This is a genomic window from Erwinia sp. V71, assembly GCF_965644245.1.
GTDB lineage: Bacteria > Pseudomonadota > Gammaproteobacteria > Enterobacterales > Enterobacteriaceae > Erwinia.
Genome location: NZ_CBFFRK010000017.1, coordinates 1 through 15,594, shown reverse-complemented (window position 1 = coordinate 15,594; position 15,594 = coordinate 1). Strand labels below are relative to the sequence as shown.

Here is a 15,594-nt window from a genome sequence, read left to right as displayed (position 1 = left end):
AGCTAAATATTTCGCCCGTTTTACAGCAATGGACTGAAGAAGTAAAACAGTCGTTCGACAATCCGCTGCCACCAGGCACGACGCGCCCAGCGCTTTGCATCAACGAGGCGTGAGCGGGCGATATAATCATCCTGTACACGGGCTAAATCACTGCCAAAACCGTCGTCATCTATCACCAGGGTGATCTCAAAATTCAGCCATAAACTGCGCATATCGAGGTTCACGGTGCCCACCAGACTCAGCTGACCGTCGACCAGCACACTCTTGGTATGCAGCAGGCCACCTTCGAACTGGTAGATTTTCACCCCGGCAGCCAGCAGCTCGGCAAAGAAGGCGCGACTGGCCCAGCCCACCAGCAGCGAATCGTTATGATGGGGCACAATCAGACTGACATCCACGCCGCGCAGTGCGGCAGTGCAGATAGCATGCAACAGGTCATCGCTCGGCACAAAGTAGGGAGTGGTCATAATCAGCTGCGAACGTGCAGAGTAGACCGCCGTCAGCAATGCCTGATGGATCATATCTTCCGGGAAGCCAGGGCCGGAGGCGATGGCCTGAATGGTATGCCCGCTCTCCTGTTCGAACGGCATCAGATTGCTGTCCGGCGGCGGTGGCAGAATGCGTTTGCCGGTTTCAATCTCCCAGTCACACGAGTAGATAATACCCAGCGTGGTGGCGACCGGGCCTTCCATCCGCGCCATCAAATCGACCCACTGACCCACGCCTGCATCCTGTTTGAAGTAACGCGGATCGACCAGGTTCATACTGCCGGTATAGGAAATATAGTTATCGATCAGCACCACTTTGCGGTGCTGACGCAGATCCATACGGCGCAGAAACACGCGCAGCAGGTTAACTTTGAGCGCTTCCACCACGTCAATGCCGGCGTTGCGCATCATTGCCGCCCACGGACTGCGGAAGAAGGCGACGCTGCCTGCGGAGTCGAGCATCAGACGGCAGTGCACGCCGCGGCGTGACGCGGCCATCAGCGATTCCGCCACTTCATCCGCCATGCCGCCGGGCTGCCAGATATAGAACACCATCTCGATGTTATGGTGCGCCAGCTGGATATCGCGGATCAGCGCTTTCATGGTGTCTTCGGCGCTGGTCAGCAGCTGCAGCCGGTTACCTTTCACGCCAGCGATCCCCTGGCGCTTCTCACACAGCTGGAATAATGACCGCGCGACATCGCTGTTTTCAGTGGCGAAAATCGGCTGATGTGTTTTCAGTTCACTCAGCCAGCGGGCAGTGGAGGGCCACATGGTGCGTGCCCGTTCGGCACGCCGCTTTCCCAGATGCAGCTCACCAAATGACAGATAGGCAATAATGCCCACCAGCGGCAGGATAAAAATAATCAGCAGCCAGGCCATCGCCGACGGCACCGGGCGGCGTTTCATCAGGATCCGGAGTGTCACACTGGCGATCAGCAACCAGTAACCAAAGACCAGCAACCAGCTGATTAAGGTGTAAAAAGTGCTCATTAAGTGGAAGTCCTGTTCACGCTCATGGTTCTGGCAGTGTACGTGCAGATGGCGAACGACGAAACCCCCTGTTCACACTACTGTCATTTTTAGAGCTGAAGGGTATAATCCGGCCGCATGAAGTAATCAGCCTGATGAGGACAAGATGAAACGAAGCAGAAACGAAGTAGCGCGTTGGCGGATGATGCGACAGACTCAGCGACGTCGGGCACGCTGGCTGGAAGGGCAGTCTCGTCGTTATGGTCGTATGCACTCCTTCCGTCATCAGGTGAGCCAGCAGCAGCGGCGCTCAATTCTGTTTATTTCACAGTCTTACTGACAGCAGGCCAGCATCGTGGCTGGCCCGCCGGAGACGACGTTTAAAAGACGCGTTTAAACGGCTTCACCGCCACTTTCTGGTACACGCCAGCGGCGACATACGGGTCATCATTCGCCCAGCTCTGTGCGGCTTCCAGTGACGGAAACTCAGCAATCACGGTGGAGCCGGTAAAACCTGCTGCACCGGGATCGTTACTGTCGACTGCCGGCATCGGCCCGGCGACAATCAGACGACCTTCGTCCTGCAAAATTTGCAGACGCGCCAGGTGGGCAGGGCGCACAGAAAGGCGTTTTTCCAGTGAATCAGCATTATCTTCCGCGTAAATAACATACAGCACGATCAGAACTCCTGTCTGGTGAGTAGTAGCTGGCACCACGTTAAGTCATCCGGCGGCGCATTGTAAAGTTATCTCAGGAAAACGCGGCCGGGTTTTCTGCCCGGGTCACCTGCTTTGTGGCCTGAGCATCGCTCAGCAGCCTGTATTGCTGCATTATTTCCGGTGATGGCCGCGCAGAATGAGGGGCTGAATGACCGGCTGTGATGAGTGTTCGTGCAACAGAATGCGGATTTAACTGGCTGAGTTGTTGAAACTGATTGCTATTTGCATTTAATATTATTGCTTCATTAAAATCGCTTAATACTTATGACGACGCTAACGACTAATTTTCCCAAACCTTCACCGTTGCCCTTTTTGCTCTCTGTGGTGCTGCATGGGTCGGTGATTGCCGGTTTGCTTTATGCCTCTTTTCACCAGGCCATCGATCTGCCAAAAGCGTCGCAACCGATCAGTGTCACCATGGTTGCTCCAGAGATTCAGCCTGAGCCCGCGCCTGCACCGGAACCGGTTGCTGAACCCGAGCCAGAACCTGAACCCGCGCCGGAGCCTCCGAAAGTGGAGCCTGTGCCGATCCCGAAACCGGAACCGAAGCCAAAACCGAAGCCGGTTAAAAAAGAGGTGGTGAAGCCGAAGCAGGAAGCGAAACCTAAACAGCAGGCTGCGCCGGTAGAACAGGACGCACCAAAAGTGCTACCGAAACCGTCTACCGCGCCAAAGACCTCGGAAGCGCCGTCAAAAGCCATCTCCACCGGCCCGCGAGCACTGAATATCGGCAAGCCAGCCTATCCGGCGCGTGCTTTTGCCCTGCGTGTGGAAGGGAAGGTGCGGGTGCAGTTTGATGTCGACAGTAGCGGACAAGTCGATAACGTGCGTATTCTCTCTGCTGAACCACGCAATATGTTTGAACGTGAAGTGAAGCAGGCGATGAAAAAATGGCGTTATGAGAGCGGAAAACCGGGCAATGATATGATTATGAACATTGTCTTCCGTATTGATGGCGGCGCCAGCATCGAGTAAGCCTCGATCTTATTCCCTCCCCCATAGAATGAGGGAGGGACAGGGAGGCGGTGCTGATGACAGCGATACTGAGCTATCAGCGCCACCATCCCCGTCTTCCCCGCTGGCGGGGAAAGGCACCGTGACTGCCTGCTGTTAATCTTTACGCCGTGCAGTCCCCACTGCAGTTTCTTTTCCCTTCCGGCAGCTGACGGGGTTTCCCTTCTTCATCCACCGCCACATAAATAAATACTGCCTCGGTTGCACGATAACGCTGACCAATCGGCTCAGATGAGACTTTCTTCACCCAGACTTCGATATTAATGGTCATGGAGCTGCCGCCCGTGCGTATGCAGCGTGCATAGCAGCACACCACATCACCGACCGCGACCGGCTTGAGGAACGTCATGCCGTCAACGCGTACGGTGACCACGCGGCCTTCGGCAATCTCTTTCGCCAGAATAGCGCCGCCGATATCCATTTGTGACATCAGCCAGCCACCAAAGATATCGCCATTGGCATTGGTATCTGCAGGCATCGCCAGGGTACGCAGCACCACTTCGCCATGCGGAGAGGGTTGTTTTTCGCTCATTGCTTCGCTTCTTATAAAAATGCGGCCTGAGGCCAAAAAATACCCGGCTTATCGCCGGGTATCAGGGAATTATTTTTGTTCCTGCGGCATCAGGCGATAAATATAGACGCCACTGAATAAGGTAAACAGCAATGTCAGACCGGTAAGGCCGAATACTTTAAAATTAACCCAGAATTCCTGCGACAGCCAAAATGCGACGTAAATATTTGCCAGACCACAGGCAAGGAAAAACAGCGCCCAGGCGACATTCAGTTTGCGCCAGGCGTAATCCGGCAGCTGTAACTCTTTACCCAGCATGCTCTGAATCAGCGGCTGTTTCATCCAGAACTGGCTGAACAGCAGGGCGAGCGCAAACAGTGAGTAAATCACCGTGACTTTCCACTTGATGAACTCATCGTTGTGGAACACCAGCGTCAGCGTACCGAAGACCGCGACCAGCACAAAGGTGACAATCGTCATCTTCTCCAGTTTGCGATACAGCACCCAGCTCACCACCAGCGCCAGGCCGGTCGCCACAATCAGCGCGCCAGACGCGACAAAAATGTCGTACATCTTGTAGAAGACAAAAAACACAACCAGCGGAAGAAAATCGAGTAACTGCTTCATAAAAGTTTCCAAATCACTGACGGTTGCGGCATGCCGCGCTGACATGCCGGCATGCTTAACGTAACAGCATATATAACCGTGACAAATAGATAATCAATATGGCTGAAACCAGATTGCTGATGGCGTTAAACACCACGGATGCGACGTTAGCGGGCAGCACGGTAAACGAGGTGGCAAACAGCATCAGTACAATTTTTGCCAGCAGCCACAACAGCACCGCAGGGGCGACCAGACGAATATGACCCCATACCAGACGGAAACTGGCGCGCATTGCCGCTATCACACCGGTTTTGTCCGTCACCATAATCATCGGTGCCAGCGCCAGCAGGATGGCCAGCATCACCCCCGGCAGCACCAGCACCATAAAGCCCAGCTGCACCACCAGTGTAATCAGGAACGTCATCAATAGCAGACGCGGCAGCAGTGGGGCGGATGCACCAATCGCACGCAGTGCACTCACACGCTGACCCGCAGAAACCATTGGGATCAGGCACAGCATGCCGCCCAGCAGCAATACATTGCCTGCCAGCGATGCCAGCGTACCGGCTGCGGAGGCACGCAGTAACACCGCCTGCTGTTCAGGTGTCATGCTTTGCACCATTTCCAGCAGCGTAGTGGCGTTGCCGCTGTCACCTTCACCGAGAATCGACAACTGATCGACATTCGGTGTTAACGCGTGGCCAACCATCACCGTGATAAATGAGGTCAGCAGCGCCATCAGGACGATGGTCATCAGCTGGTGGCGCAAAAAATTTCCCGTGTCACGGTATAGCGAACCCGCCGTGATAGACATGTACTCTCCTTGGGTAAAACCGGGTTTATAGACCCGGCGATTGTACATGGTCTGACAGCGTGCTGGCACTCAGACTTACATAACTTTCCGTTATTAACCCCTGAGTTGGCTGAAAAAGCGGCGGCAGGCCATAGCGCGCCCGGGCGCGGTCACAGGCCGTATTCTGTTCGCCATTTTCACCGGACAGATGAAACTCGCGGCAGGTCGACGAGCGTTGCGTATAAATCGTGCAGGATACCTCCTGACCCACCTCGCCCTGCAATGCACAGCAGCGTGGTGACCTGCAGTTGGTGCCGGACATCGCGCGCAGAAAGGGAGTCAGCGGCTCGGTGAGTTCACTGGGGACGCAGCCAGCGCCATCATCGGCCTCCGCCCAGTAAAACGAGACGCGAAACGCAGCGCAGCAGGCGCCGCAGCTCACGCATGGATTCAGATTATCGCTCATTTGATCTTCCCACCTTTGTCGGGGCGTCGAACCAAAATCACCCATATCAGAGTAGCAACATATCCCCTCACTGGTGGTTGTTCAATGGTGATTATAACCTGCATCTTAAATGCAATATTTTGCGAAATTGATCTAAATCAATCCATTGTTTTTTAAGGAGTTTAAAAGAATTGATTCACATGATCTTTGCAAAAAATCGATGTAAAAATGTGTCACGCAACAGCGAAGGCAGGATTGCCAGAAAAGCAGTGGGCAAATCGGTATAACATAACAACAGGAGTGGCATATGAAGTTGGCAACAGTCGTTCTGGCTCTGGCGGCAGCATTACCGGTAGTGGCAAGCGCGCATCATGCAGGTGATTTCTTTCTGCGCGCGGGTACGGCAACCGTGCGTCCAACCGAAGGTTCGCAGGATGTGATGGGGCTGGGTTCTTTCAGCGTGGATAACAATACCCAGCTGGGCCTGACGTTCACTTATATGGCGACCGATAATATCGGTATTGAACTGCTGGCAGCGACCCCGTTCCAGCACAAAGTTGGCCTTGCAGCGACCGGCAATCTGGCAAAAGTCAAACAGCTGCCACCGACGCTGATGGCACAATGGTACTTCCTTGACAGCAACAGCAAGGCGCGTCCTTATGTGGGGGCTGGTATCAACTACACCACTTTCTTTGGTGAGAAATTCAATCAGACTGGCGAAGATGCGGGTCTGAGCGATCTGAGTGTGAAAGATTCCTGGGGTCTGGCTGGTCAGGTGGGTCTGGACTATCAGGTGGATCAGGACTGGCTGATTAACATGTCTGTCTGGTACATGGATATCGATACCGAAGTGAAATTCAAAGCGGCTGGTGAAGAGCAAAACATTAAAACCCGCATCGATCCATGGGTATTCTTCTTTGGCGTCGGTTACCGTTTCTAAGCTTACCGCACACGCTTAAGCAATACGGGGTGAAGGAGTGGCGATCTCGCCATTTTTAGCCCCGATCTTCTTTTACCGGCACCCTTCGTTAATCACCCGCATAGTATCCGTTTCCCACGTCCTCTGGTGACACATTGTACTGTCGTGATCATGCCTTATCCGCCAGGGCAGATAAGGCATAAGAGGACGATTAACGGCTGGCCGCTTTCAGCGAACTGGCAAAGGCGTGCAGTTCCGCCAGCAGCGCCTGTGGATTCGCCTGATGCTTCTCAATAATTTTAACAATGGCAGAGCCGGAAATCGCCCCTGCGGCACCGGAGGCGATCGCTTCTTTCACCTGCGAAGGTTCTGAAATACCAAAACCCTGCAGCGGTGGTGCGGCGTTATATTCGCGCAGTTTGTCCACCAGATGCTTCAGTGGCAGGCTGGCGCGTTTCTCTGCCCCGGTGACACCCGCGCGTGACAGCAGATAGGTGTAGCCACGGCCATGCGAGGCAATTTCGCGCAGCAGGTCATCATCGGCATTCGGCGGGCAGATAAAGATGGGGGCGATATTGTGGCGCAATGCGGCCTGACGGAAGGGGGCGGACTCTTCAATCGGAACATCCGCGACCAGTACCGAATCAACACCGACCTGCGCGCAGCGGGCATAAAAGTTGTCGATACCGCCGGAAAACACCAGGTTGGCGTACATCAGCAGGCCAATGGGTAACTCGGAGTACTTCTGGCGAATGGTCGCCAGCATTTCAAAACATTGCGCCGGCGTGACGCCAGCGGCAAAGGCGCGCAGGTTGGCACCCTGGATGGTCGGGCCATCGGCCAGTGGATCGGAGAAGGGGATACCCAGCTCCAGCGCATCTGCGCCCGCCGCGACCAGGGTGTCAATAATCTGCAGTGACACTTCCGGCGACGGGTCGCCAAGGGTAACAAAGGGGACAAATGCACCTTCTTTCGCGGCGTCCAGACGTTTAAACAGTTGCTGATAACGTTCCATCAGATTTCTCCCTTCGCTTTCAGAATGTCATGGACGGTGAAAATATCTTTGTCGCCGCGACCGGAGAGATTCACCACCAGCAGCTGCTCTTTGTCCGGGTTCTCGCGGATCATCTTCAGGGCATGCGCCAGCGCGTGAGAGGATTCCAGCGCCGGAATAATCCCTTCAGCACGGCACAGGGTTTTAAACGCATCCAGCGCTTCTTCATCCGTAATCGACACATAGTCGGCGCGGCCGATGCTGTTGAGATATGCATGCTGCGGGCCAACAGACGGGAAGTCGAGACCGGCGGAAATCGAGTAAGATTCTTCAATCTGTCCGTCTTCGGTCTGCATCATCGGCGCTTTCATACCGAAATAGATGCCGACACGGCCATGTTTCAGCGGTGCGCCGTGCTCGCCGGTTTCAATACCGTGCCCGGCAGGTTCGACGCCAATCAGACCGACACTGGCGTCATCAATAAAATCAGCGAACATGCCAATGGCATTGGAACCGCCGCCCACACAGGCCAGCACCGCATCCGGCAGACGGCCTTCGCGCTCAAGGATCTGCGCTTTGGTCTCTTCGCCAATCATGCGCTGGAATTCACGCACGATGGTCGGGTAAGGGTGCGGACCTGCCGCGGTGCCGAGCATATAGTGGGAATTTTCGTAGCTGCCAGACCAGTCACGCAGCGCCTCGTTGCAGGCATCTTTCAGCGTGGAAGAACCGCTGTGCACCGGGATTACTTCCGCACCCATCAGACGCATACGGAAGACGTTCGGCGACTGACGTTCAATATCTTTCGCGCCCATATAGATGCGGCATTTCAGTCCCAGCAGGGCGCTGGCGAGGGCAGAGGCAACACCATGCTGACCGGCTCCGGTCTCGGCGATAATCTCAGTTTTACCCATGCGTTTTGCCAGCAGCGCCTGGCCCAGCACCTGGTTGGTCTTGTGCGCACCGCCGTGCAGCAGGTCTTCGCGTTTCAGATACAGACGCGTTTTGCTGCCTTTGGTCAGGTTTTCACACAGGGTGAGTGCGGTCGGGCGACCGGCATAGTTTTTCAGCAGGTCAGTAAACTGTGCCTGAAATTCAGGATCGCGCTGCGCGCTGACAAAGGCCTCTTCCAGCTGGCGCAGGGCTGGCATCAGAATTTGCGGGACATACATTCCGCCAAATTCGCCAAAATAGGGATTCAGTAACGTCATGTTTTCTCTCTTCTGTTATCGGGGAGCGGCACGGCCGCTCCGCAATTAATAGGCGCGTAATGTACGGAATACGGCAGCGAGTTTATCGCTGTCTTTTACGCCGGGCGCGCTTTCCACGCCGGAATTAAAGTCGAGACCGGCACAACCCAGCTGGGCGGCGGCGACGCAGTTATCCGCGCCCAATCCGCCAGCCAGCAGCACATTGTCCAGTTGCTGGCCCTGCAGCAGTGACCAGTCAAAACGCTGGCCGGTGCCGCCCTGGCCGTTATCGAACAGATAACGGTCAACATGCTGCCAGTCGCGCGCCGGTAAGGCGTCCTGCACACTCAGTGCTTTCCAGATTTTTACGCTGTCAGACAACTGTGCACGCAGGGTATCGACATACGCCTGATCCTCATCACCATGCAGCTGCACCGCATGCAGGGCAAGGCTTTGCGCTATTGTGACAACGTCACTGACAGGCGCGTTACGGAACACGCCAACATATTTTAAGGGGGCGGCTGCCATCACTTCACGTGCCTGCTGCAGCTCAATCTGGCGCGGAGAACCGGCGGCGAAGATCAGCCCGCCATAGCTGGCACCAGCGCGATGCGCGGCGGCGGCATCCTCAGGACGCGTCAGGCCGCACACTTTGTTATCACCCAGCAGCACACGACGCACGGCAGCATTTAAATCGTCTTCCGCCATCAGTGCTGAGCCAATTAAAAAGCCATTGGCAAAGTGGCTGAGTTCACGCACCTGAGCGTAGTTGTTGATACCTGACTCGCTGATCACGGTGACACCCTGACCGAGACGTGGCGCCAGCTGACGCGTGCGGTTGAGGTCAATCGACAGATCGCGCAGATCGCGGTTGTTGATGCCAACCACGCGTGCTTCCAGCGCAATGGCGCGTTCCAGCTCTTCCTCGTTGCTCACTTCCGTCAGCACGCCCATATTCAGGCTGTGCGCCACCGCTGCCAGCTGACGATACTGCTCATCATCCAGCACCGACAGCATCAGCAGAATGGCATCGCCTTGATAGTAGCGGGCGAGGTAAATCTGGTACGGGTCAATGATAAAGTCTTTGCACAGCACCGGCTGGGTAATCGCGGCGCTGACCAGCGGCAGAAAATCGAAGCTGCCGTGGAAATATTTCTCGTCGGTTAACACCGACACCGCTGACGCATAGCGGGTATACACCCCGGCAATGGCCGCCGGATCGAAGTCCTCGCGGATCACCCCTTTCGAGGGGGATGCCTTTTTACATTCGAGGATAAACACCGTATGAGTACCGCTCAGCGCATCATAAAAACTGCGACTGGCGGGCACGATGTCGTTCTGAAAGCTGGCCAGCGGCTGCTGCGCTTTGCGTGCCTCCACCCATACCGCTTTATCCTGAACAATTTTGTGAAGTACGGTTTCCTGCATGATCATCCTCTCGCTGCCAGTGCGACCACACGTTCCCTGGCCTGACCGCTACGGATCGCCTGCAACGCGCGCTGCGCATTTTCGCGTAAATCTTCCTGTCCAAATACTTTCATCAGCATCGCGACGTTCACCGCCACCGCCTCTTCGTGGGCGCGCTCGCCCTTACCCTGGAGCAATCGCGTCAGAATGTCACGGTTTTCTTCCGGTGTGCCGCCGGCCAGCGCCTCTTTCGGCTGGAAACCGAAGCCAAAATCTTCCGGCGTCAGCGGATAGCTGGTGATTTCGCCATCACGCAGCTCGGCGACTTGGGTGACGCTGTGCAGCGCCACTTCATCCATACCGCCGCCGTGCACCACTGCTGCACGCTGGTAGCCGAGCACTTTCAGCGTCTGGGCAATCGGCAGCACCAGTTCCGGGCTGTAGACGCCAATCACGGCCAGCGGCGGACGCGCCGGGTTAATCAGTGGACCCAGCACATTAAACAGGGTGCGGGTTTTCAGCTGCTGACGTACCGGCATCGCATGGCGAAAACCGCTGTGATACTGCGGGGCAAACAGGAAGCAGACATTAAGGTCGTCCAGTGCTTCGCGCGCCTGCTCAGCCGGTAAATCCAGTTTGATGCCTAACGCTGCCAGCAGATCGGATGAACCGGACTTGCTGGATACGCTGCGGTTGCCGTGTTTAGCGACTTTCAGGCCGCAACTGGCGGCGACAAACGCGCTGGTGGTGGAAATATTAATGCTGTTGCTGCCATCACCGCCGGTGCCGACAATATCGGCAAACAGATAATCCGGGCGTGGGAAGGGTTTTGCATCTTCCAGCAGCGCACTGGCGGCACCGGCAATCTCTTCCGGGCGTTCGCCGCGCACTTTCATTGCGGTCAGCGCTGCCGCCAGCTGAGTCGGTTCCAGCTGACCGGTAATAATGGCCGAAAACAGCTGGTGGCTTTCCTGCTGGCTGAGAATTTCCGCCTGATACAGTTTTTCCAGAATGTTTTGCATCTTATTCTCCTGATGATTCCGCCAGCGCCCAGGCGAGGGTCTGTTCCAGCAGACGTGCGCCCTGGGTGGTAAGAATGGATTCGGGATGGAACTGGAAACCGCAGACGCGATGGGCGTCGTGGCGTACCGCCATCACCATGCCGTTATAACTGGCGTTAATCGTTAATTCAGCCGGCGTATTGCTGCCTACCAGCGAGTGGTAGCGGGCCACCGGCAGCAGGTCAGGCAGACCGGCAAACATCGCCTCGCCGTCGTGGCTGATGGCCGAGGCTTTACCGTGCAGGATTTCCCCTGCCTGACCGACATGGCCGCCATAGGCTTCGATAATCGCCTGATGGCCGAGGCAGATGCCAATAATCGGCAGTTCACCGCGCAGGCGCTGCAGCAGTTCCGGCATGCAGCCCGCTTCAGACGGTGCGCCCGGGCCTGGTGACAGCATCAGCACCGGGTTTTTCATGCTGTGCAGACGTTCAATCAGGGTATCCGCCGGTACGGTGTTGCGGTAAATCACCACGTTATGGCCAAAGGCGCGTAACTGGTCGACGAGGTTGTAAGTAAAGGAGTCGATATTGTCGAGCAGCAGGATATCGGCCATCAGAAAATCTCCTTGCAGTGGTGAGCGGTCGCGATGGCGCGCAGCACGGCGCGCGCTTTGTTACGGCTTTCATCCGCTTCAGCCTGAGGATTAGAGTCCAGTACCACGCCTGCGCCTGCCTGTACCGTCGCCACGCCATCTTCGACGTACGCTGAGCGGATCACGATGCAGGTATCCAGATCGCCATGCGCGGTGAAGTAACCGACGGCGCCGCCATAGCTGCCACGGCGGGTGCCTTCCGCACCGGCAATCAGCTGCATAGCGCGGACTTTTGGCGCGCCGCTCAGGGTGCCCATATTCATGCAGGCATGATAGGCGTGCAGTACATCAAGGTCGCCGCGCAGTTTGCCGACCACGCGCGATACCAGGTGCATCACGAAGGAGTAGCGGTCGACTTTTGTCAGGTCGGCGACATAGCGGCTGCCTGCTTCGCAGATACGCGCCAGGTCATTACGCGCCAGGTCGACCAGCATCAGATGTTCGGCCAGCTCTTTATGGTCGGTACGCATTTCCAGTTCGATACGGCTGTCGAGATCGCGATCCAGCGAACCATCGGCGTGGCGGCCACGCGGACGTGTACCGGCAATCGGGTAGATTTCGATCTGGCGGTCGCTGGCGTCATATTTCAGTGAGCTTTCCGGTGAAGCGCCAAACAGGGTGAAATTCTGGTCCTGCATAAAGAACATATACGGGCTTGGATTGCTGGTTTTCAGTGTGTCATAAGCGGCCAGCGGCGACGGGCAGGGCAGTGAGAAACGACGTGACGGCACCACCTGGAAGATTTCACCGATACGAATCGCTTCCTGCATCTGGCGCACAATGTGGCAATATTCTTCATCACTCTGATTGCAGCTCAGTGTCATCTCCGGCACCTGCTGCACCGGCAGCGCAGGCGCCGGGTCCAGCATCTGGGTATGCAGCTGTTTGATACGGCTCTGCAGACGCTGGAATTCGGCGGTCGATGGGGCAAACAGGCTGGCCTGCAGACGCGCGCTGTGGCTCTGGTGGTCGATCACCAGCAGGGTTTCCGCCAGGTAGAAGCAGTAATCGGGGCAACGCTGCTCATTGTTCAGTTCAGGCAGCGCTTCGAAACCGGCCACCAGGTCGTAGGCAAACAGCCCGCCGAGCAGCATCGCTTCACGCTCGTCGTCCGGTGTCTGTACCAGCGTGGGCAGCAGACGCAGCGCATCGAATACCGACAGCGACTGCAGACGGCTGTCTTCATCCTGCTGTGCTTCCGGCTCCGGGAAGGTTAACTCCCGGCCATCGGGACGTACCTGACGGGTGACGCTGGCGGGCAGCGCCTCGTCCAGCAGTGGCAGCAGCGCACGGCCATTATCTGACAGCGCCTGAATGGTCACGGTTTTTCCCTGGGCGGTAATGCGCAGTGCACTGTCGACGATCAGCAGGCTTTTCAGGTTTTGTTTGCTGTCAATGTCGGCGGATTCAAGCAGCAGGGTGGCCGGACGTGCACCACAAAGCTGGTGAAACACGGCGGCCGGGTCTTCGCGGTAGGGCGCGGCGCCGGTAATCAACTTCAGTGCTGGTTTCGCGATTGGCATAATGATTTCTCTGATTTGCTGAATTTCGCTCAAAAAAAGCCCGCACATGGCGGGCTGGGTATCGGCTAAAAAATATGCACGATGACGTCGCCCTGTTCAGGGAGAAGCGCGCCACCAACCATGCAGATTTGTCTGTAAAGCCATCATTTTCTGATACCCCTTGCGTGAACTTGTGTACTAGTTAACGGGTTCATGAGAAAAATGTCAACACTCTTTTTCCCTCCATCGCATAATTGTCGCTATGATACCGCCCTGACTGAATTCTGCTTCCGGAGCCCTTTTGACTGACGCCACGCCCCTCAGCAACTTTCCTTTATGCGACCTCCACAGCCATACGCGCGCCTCGGATGGCCTGCTGACACCGGAACAACTGGTGCAGCGCGCTGTTACAATGCGGGTTGGTGTGCTGGCGATTACCGATCACGATTCGGTGGACGGCATCGAACCTGCGCGGCAGGCGATTGCCCGGCACCAGCTGCCGCTGCAGTTGATCAGTGGGGTGGAGATCTCCACGCTGTGGGAGAACCATGAAATTCATATCGTCGGACTGGGCATTGATATTCACCATCCGGTGCTGACCACGTTGCTGCAGGAGCAGAGTTACCGGCGCATGGCGCGGGCGCAGCTGATGGCAGAACGGCTGGAAAAAGCGCATATCAGTGGCGCGCTGGAAGGGGCATTGCGTCTGGCAGCAGGGGGCGCGGTCACCCGTGGTCATTTTGCCCGCTATTTAATTGAGCAGGGCAAGGGCGCCACGATGCAGCAGATTTTTAAAAACTATCTTGCGCGCGGTAAAACCGGTTATGCGCCGCCGCAGTGGTGTACAATAGAACAAGCTATTGATGCGATTCATCATTCTGGTGGTCGTGCGGTGCTGGCGCATCCCGGGCGTTATGATTTGTCCGCCAAGTGGCTGAAACGGCTGATTGCCTGGTTTGCGGAATGCGGCGGGGAAGCGATGGAGGTGGCGCAGTGTCAGCAGGCCCCTCAGGAGCGCAGCCAGCTTGCACAGTACGCCCGCGATTATCAGCTGGCCGCATCGCAAGGCTCCGATTTTCATCAGCCCCTGCCGTGGATTGAGTTGGGTAAAAAACTCTGGCTGCCGGGCGGCGTTGACGCCATCTGGCAGCGTTATCCCGATATTGCGCAGTAACGGTCCCGGCGACAGGGCGACAAGAGGTTTGTTATGAGTCAATTTTTTTATATTCATCCGGAAAATCCGCAACCCCGTCTGATTAAACAGGCCGTGGAGATGCTGAATAAAGGCTCGGTAATTGTTTATCCGACCGATTCCGGCTATGCGCTGGGTTGCAAACTGGAAGACAAAAACGCCATGGAGCGTATTTGCCGCATCCGTCAGCTGGATGGCAACCACAATTTCACACTGATGTGCCGCGATCTGTCTGAGCTGTCCACTTATGCTCATGTGGATAACAGCGCGTTTCGCCTGATCAAAAATAATACGCCAGGCAACTACACCTTTATTCTGAAGGCGACTAAAGAGGTGCCACGTCGTCTGATGAGTGAGAAGCGCAAGACCATTGGTCTGCGTGTGCCATCGAATCCGATTGCACTGGCGCTGCTGGAAGCGCTGGATGAGCCATTGATGTCGACGTCACTGATGCTGCCGGGGAATGATTTTACCGAGTCTGACCCGGAAGAAATTCAGGACAGCATTGGCCGTCAGGTGGATTTGATTATCCACGGCGGTTATTTAGGGCAGCAGCCGACCACGGTGATTGATCTCACCGAAGATACCCCGGAAGTGGTGCGCGCAGGCGCAGGCGATCTGACGCCATTTCAGTAATCGCAACGCGGGCCGCGTGATGTCGCGGCCCATGCAAGATGCGTATCCTTACGAGGTGGTTTTCGCCAGCCAGTCTTTAAAATCGGCGTAAGGAATATACAGCGACACATCCTTCAGCACGTTTTTATTACGTCTGTTTTTTATCTCTGAGGTATATCCGACAATCACACCACCGATGGTGTCATCGTTATTATATACCGCACCGCCAGACATTCCCTGCACCACACCGGCATTTGACGCCATAGCGACGCATGGGCGTTTATTCCACTCATTGCGGATTCCGGTCCGGGCTAAATTAATACCTGAGGATTCGACAGGCATGGCAGAGATAAAGCTATATCCGTACATTTTTATTGGATCGCCGATATTGCCACTGCGGAATTTCGGCAGCGATTTGATATCATTTTTATGATAAATAATCGCTAAGTCGCAATAAGGATGGTCGCGAATTCAGATAATAAGTGCAACGCTTGGTCGCGAATTCAGATAATAAGTGCAACGCTTGGTCATGTGGATGGAGGGACGGTTAGCTACCGATAAGCTATCCTGC

15 protein-coding genes, 2 pseudogenes and 1 other annotated feature are annotated in these 15,594 nt (G+C 55.8%); of the genes and pseudogenes, 5 read left to right on the top strand and 12 right to left on the bottom strand.

Features of this window, described 5'->3' with window-relative positions:
- Positions 1 to 20: 20 nt before the first annotated feature.
- Complete coding sequence (gene cls, locus ACSZO1_RS06170) at positions 21 to 1,481, bottom strand: cardiolipin synthase (RefSeq protein WP_437610571.1); 1,461 nt, start codon at positions 1,479 to 1,481, stop codon at positions 21 to 23.
- A 145-nt stretch (positions 1,482 to 1,626) separates the two neighbouring features.
- On the opposite strand from cls, the gene ACSZO1_RS06165 reads away from it, so the two are divergent.
- Complete coding sequence (locus tag ACSZO1_RS06165) at positions 1,627 to 1,800, top strand: YciY family protein (protein ID WP_437610569.1); 174 nt, start codon at positions 1,627 to 1,629, stop codon at positions 1,798 to 1,800.
- Between the two features lie 40 nt (positions 1,801 to 1,840).
- Here ACSZO1_RS06165 and ACSZO1_RS06160 read toward each other — a convergent pair whose 3' ends face one another.
- On the bottom strand, positions 1,841 to 2,137 hold the full coding sequence (locus ACSZO1_RS06160) for a YciI family protein (RefSeq protein WP_437610567.1): 297 nt from the start codon (positions 2,135 to 2,137) through the stop codon (positions 1,841 to 1,843).
- A 306-nt stretch (positions 2,138 to 2,443) separates the two neighbouring features.
- Between ACSZO1_RS06160 and tonB the strand changes: the two genes are divergently transcribed.
- A complete protein-coding gene (gene tonB / locus ACSZO1_RS06155; protein WP_437610566.1) occupies positions 2,444 to 3,154 on the top strand; it encodes a TonB system transport protein TonB in 711 nt (236 codons plus the stop codon).
- A 142-nt stretch (positions 3,155 to 3,296) separates the two neighbouring features.
- Here tonB and yciA read toward each other — a convergent pair whose 3' ends face one another.
- From yciA to ACSZO1_RS06135, 4 genes are all read right to left on the bottom strand, one after another.
- The gene (yciA, locus tag ACSZO1_RS06150) at positions 3,297 to 3,725 is read right to left on the bottom strand and encodes an acyl-CoA thioester hydrolase YciA (protein ID WP_437610564.1); all 429 of its coding nucleotides are present in this window, start codon (positions 3,723 to 3,725) and stop codon (positions 3,297 to 3,299) included.
- Between the two features lie 69 nt (positions 3,726 to 3,794).
- Complete coding sequence (locus ACSZO1_RS06145) at positions 3,795 to 4,331, bottom strand: septation protein A (protein ID WP_437610562.1); 537 nt, start codon at positions 4,329 to 4,331, stop codon at positions 3,795 to 3,797.
- A 55-nt stretch (positions 4,332 to 4,386) separates the two neighbouring features.
- On the bottom strand, positions 4,387 to 5,124 hold the full coding sequence (locus ACSZO1_RS06140; protein ID WP_437610560.1) for a YciC family protein: 738 nt from the start codon (positions 5,122 to 5,124) through the stop codon (positions 4,387 to 4,389).
- A 25-nt stretch (positions 5,125 to 5,149) separates the two neighbouring features.
- Positions 5,150 to 5,569 carry a YkgJ family cysteine cluster protein gene (locus ACSZO1_RS06135; RefSeq protein ID WP_437610558.1) on the bottom strand — a complete coding sequence of 140 codons (420 nt, stop codon included), beginning with the start codon at positions 5,567 to 5,569 and terminating at the stop codon, positions 5,150 to 5,152.
- Between the two features lie 286 nt (positions 5,570 to 5,855).
- On the opposite strand from ACSZO1_RS06135, the gene ompW reads away from it, so the two are divergent.
- Complete coding sequence (gene ompW, locus ACSZO1_RS06130; protein ID WP_437610557.1) at positions 5,856 to 6,488, top strand: outer membrane protein OmpW; 633 nt, start codon at positions 5,856 to 5,858, stop codon at positions 6,486 to 6,488.
- 190 nt (positions 6,489 to 6,678) lie between these two features.
- Here ompW and trpA read toward each other — a convergent pair whose 3' ends face one another.
- The 5 genes and pseudogenes from trpA to ACSZO1_RS06105 all read right to left on the bottom strand — a co-directional run bounded on the left by trpA (position 6,679) and on the right by ACSZO1_RS06105 (position 13,237).
- A complete protein-coding gene (gene trpA / locus ACSZO1_RS06125) occupies positions 6,679 to 7,482 on the bottom strand; it encodes a tryptophan synthase subunit alpha (RefSeq protein WP_437610555.1) in 804 nt (267 codons plus the stop codon).
- A complete protein-coding gene (gene trpB, locus ACSZO1_RS06120; protein ID WP_437610553.1) occupies positions 7,482 to 8,672 on the bottom strand; it encodes a tryptophan synthase subunit beta in 1,191 nt (396 codons plus the stop codon). Before trpB ends, trpA begins: the two co-directional genes overlap by 1 nt.
- Before the next feature lie 45 nt (positions 8,673 to 8,717).
- Positions 8,718 to 10,079 carry a bifunctional indole-3-glycerol-phosphate synthase TrpC/phosphoribosylanthranilate isomerase TrpF gene (gene trpCF / locus ACSZO1_RS06115; protein WP_437610551.1) on the bottom strand — a complete coding sequence of 454 codons (1,362 nt, stop codon included), beginning with the start codon at positions 10,077 to 10,079 and terminating at the stop codon, positions 8,718 to 8,720.
- Between the two features lie 2 nt (positions 10,080 to 10,081).
- A pseudogene (gene trpD, locus ACSZO1_RS06110) lies at positions 10,082 to 11,675 on the bottom strand (bifunctional anthranilate synthase glutamate amidotransferase component TrpG/anthranilate phosphoribosyltransferase TrpD).
- Positions 11,675 to 13,237, bottom strand: a complete 1,563-nt coding sequence (locus ACSZO1_RS06105; protein WP_437610549.1) for an anthranilate synthase component 1 — start codon at positions 13,235 to 13,237, stop codon at positions 11,675 to 11,677. Before ACSZO1_RS06105 ends, trpD begins: the two are co-directional and overlap by 1 nt.
- A gap of 30 nt (positions 13,238 to 13,267) precedes the next feature.
- Positions 13,268 to 13,360, bottom strand: a sequence feature (Trp leader region).
- A gap of 157 nt (positions 13,361 to 13,517) precedes the next feature.
- Between ACSZO1_RS06105 and rnm the strand changes: the two genes are divergently transcribed.
- Both rnm and ACSZO1_RS06095 read left to right on the top strand, forming a co-directional pair.
- Positions 13,518 to 14,390, top strand: coding sequence for an RNase RNM (gene rnm / locus ACSZO1_RS06100; RefSeq protein WP_437610548.1), 873 nt, complete (start codon positions 13,518 to 13,520; stop codon positions 14,388 to 14,390).
- A gap of 33 nt (positions 14,391 to 14,423) precedes the next feature.
- On the top strand, positions 14,424 to 15,044 hold the full coding sequence (locus tag ACSZO1_RS06095) for an L-threonylcarbamoyladenylate synthase (RefSeq protein WP_437610546.1): 621 nt from the start codon (positions 14,424 to 14,426) through the stop codon (positions 15,042 to 15,044).
- Between the two features lie 48 nt (positions 15,045 to 15,092).
- On the opposite strand, the pseudogene ACSZO1_RS06090 reads toward ACSZO1_RS06095, so the two are convergent.
- Positions 15,093 to 15,485 (bottom strand): annotated as a pseudogene (locus ACSZO1_RS06090) (serine protease); the annotation flags it as partial.
- Between the last annotated feature and the right edge of the window lie 109 nt (positions 15,486 to 15,594).

Bases quoted from the DNA above. Each gene is read 5' to 3' on its own strand.
- cls (WP_437610571.1), bottom strand. From the start codon at position 1,481: ATGAGCACTTTTTACACCTTAATCAGCTGGTTGCTGGTCTTTGGTTAC.
- ACSZO1_RS06165 (WP_437610569.1), top strand. From the start codon at position 1,627: ATGAAACGAAGCAGAAACGAAGTAGCGCGTTGGCGGATGATGCGACAG.
- tonB (WP_437610566.1), top strand. From the start codon at position 2,444: ATGACGACGCTAACGACTAATTTTCCCAAACCTTCACCGTTGCCCTTT.
- yciA (WP_437610564.1), bottom strand. From the start codon at position 3,725: ATGAGCGAAAAACAACCCTCTCCGCATGGCGAAGTGGTGCTGCGTACC.
- ACSZO1_RS06145 (WP_437610562.1), bottom strand. From the start codon at position 4,331: ATGAAGCAGTTACTCGATTTTCTTCCGCTGGTTGTGTTTTTTGTCTTC.
- ACSZO1_RS06140 (WP_437610560.1), bottom strand. From the start codon at position 5,124: ATGTCTATCACGGCGGGTTCGCTATACCGTGACACGGGAAATTTTTTG.
- ACSZO1_RS06135 (WP_437610558.1), bottom strand. From the start codon at position 5,569: ATGAGCGATAATCTGAATCCATGCGTGAGCTGCGGCGCCTGCTGCGCT.
- ompW (WP_437610557.1), top strand. From the start codon at position 5,856: ATGAAGTTGGCAACAGTCGTTCTGGCTCTGGCGGCAGCATTACCGGTA.
- trpA (WP_437610555.1), bottom strand. From the start codon at position 7,482: ATGGAACGTTATCAGCAACTGTTTAAACGTCTGGACGCCGCGAAAGAA.
- trpB (WP_437610553.1), bottom strand. From the start codon at position 8,672: ATGACGTTACTGAATCCCTATTTTGGCGAATTTGGCGGAATGTATGTC.
- trpCF (WP_437610551.1), bottom strand. From the start codon at position 10,079: ATGCAGGAAACCGTACTTCACAAAATTGTTCAGGATAAAGCGGTATGG.
- ACSZO1_RS06105 (WP_437610549.1), bottom strand. From the start codon at position 13,237: ATGCCAATCGCGAAACCAGCACTGAAGTTGATTACCGGCGCCGCGCCC.
- ACSZO1_RS06095 (WP_437610546.1), top strand. From the start codon at position 14,424: ATGAGTCAATTTTTTTATATTCATCCGGAAAATCCGCAACCCCGTCTG.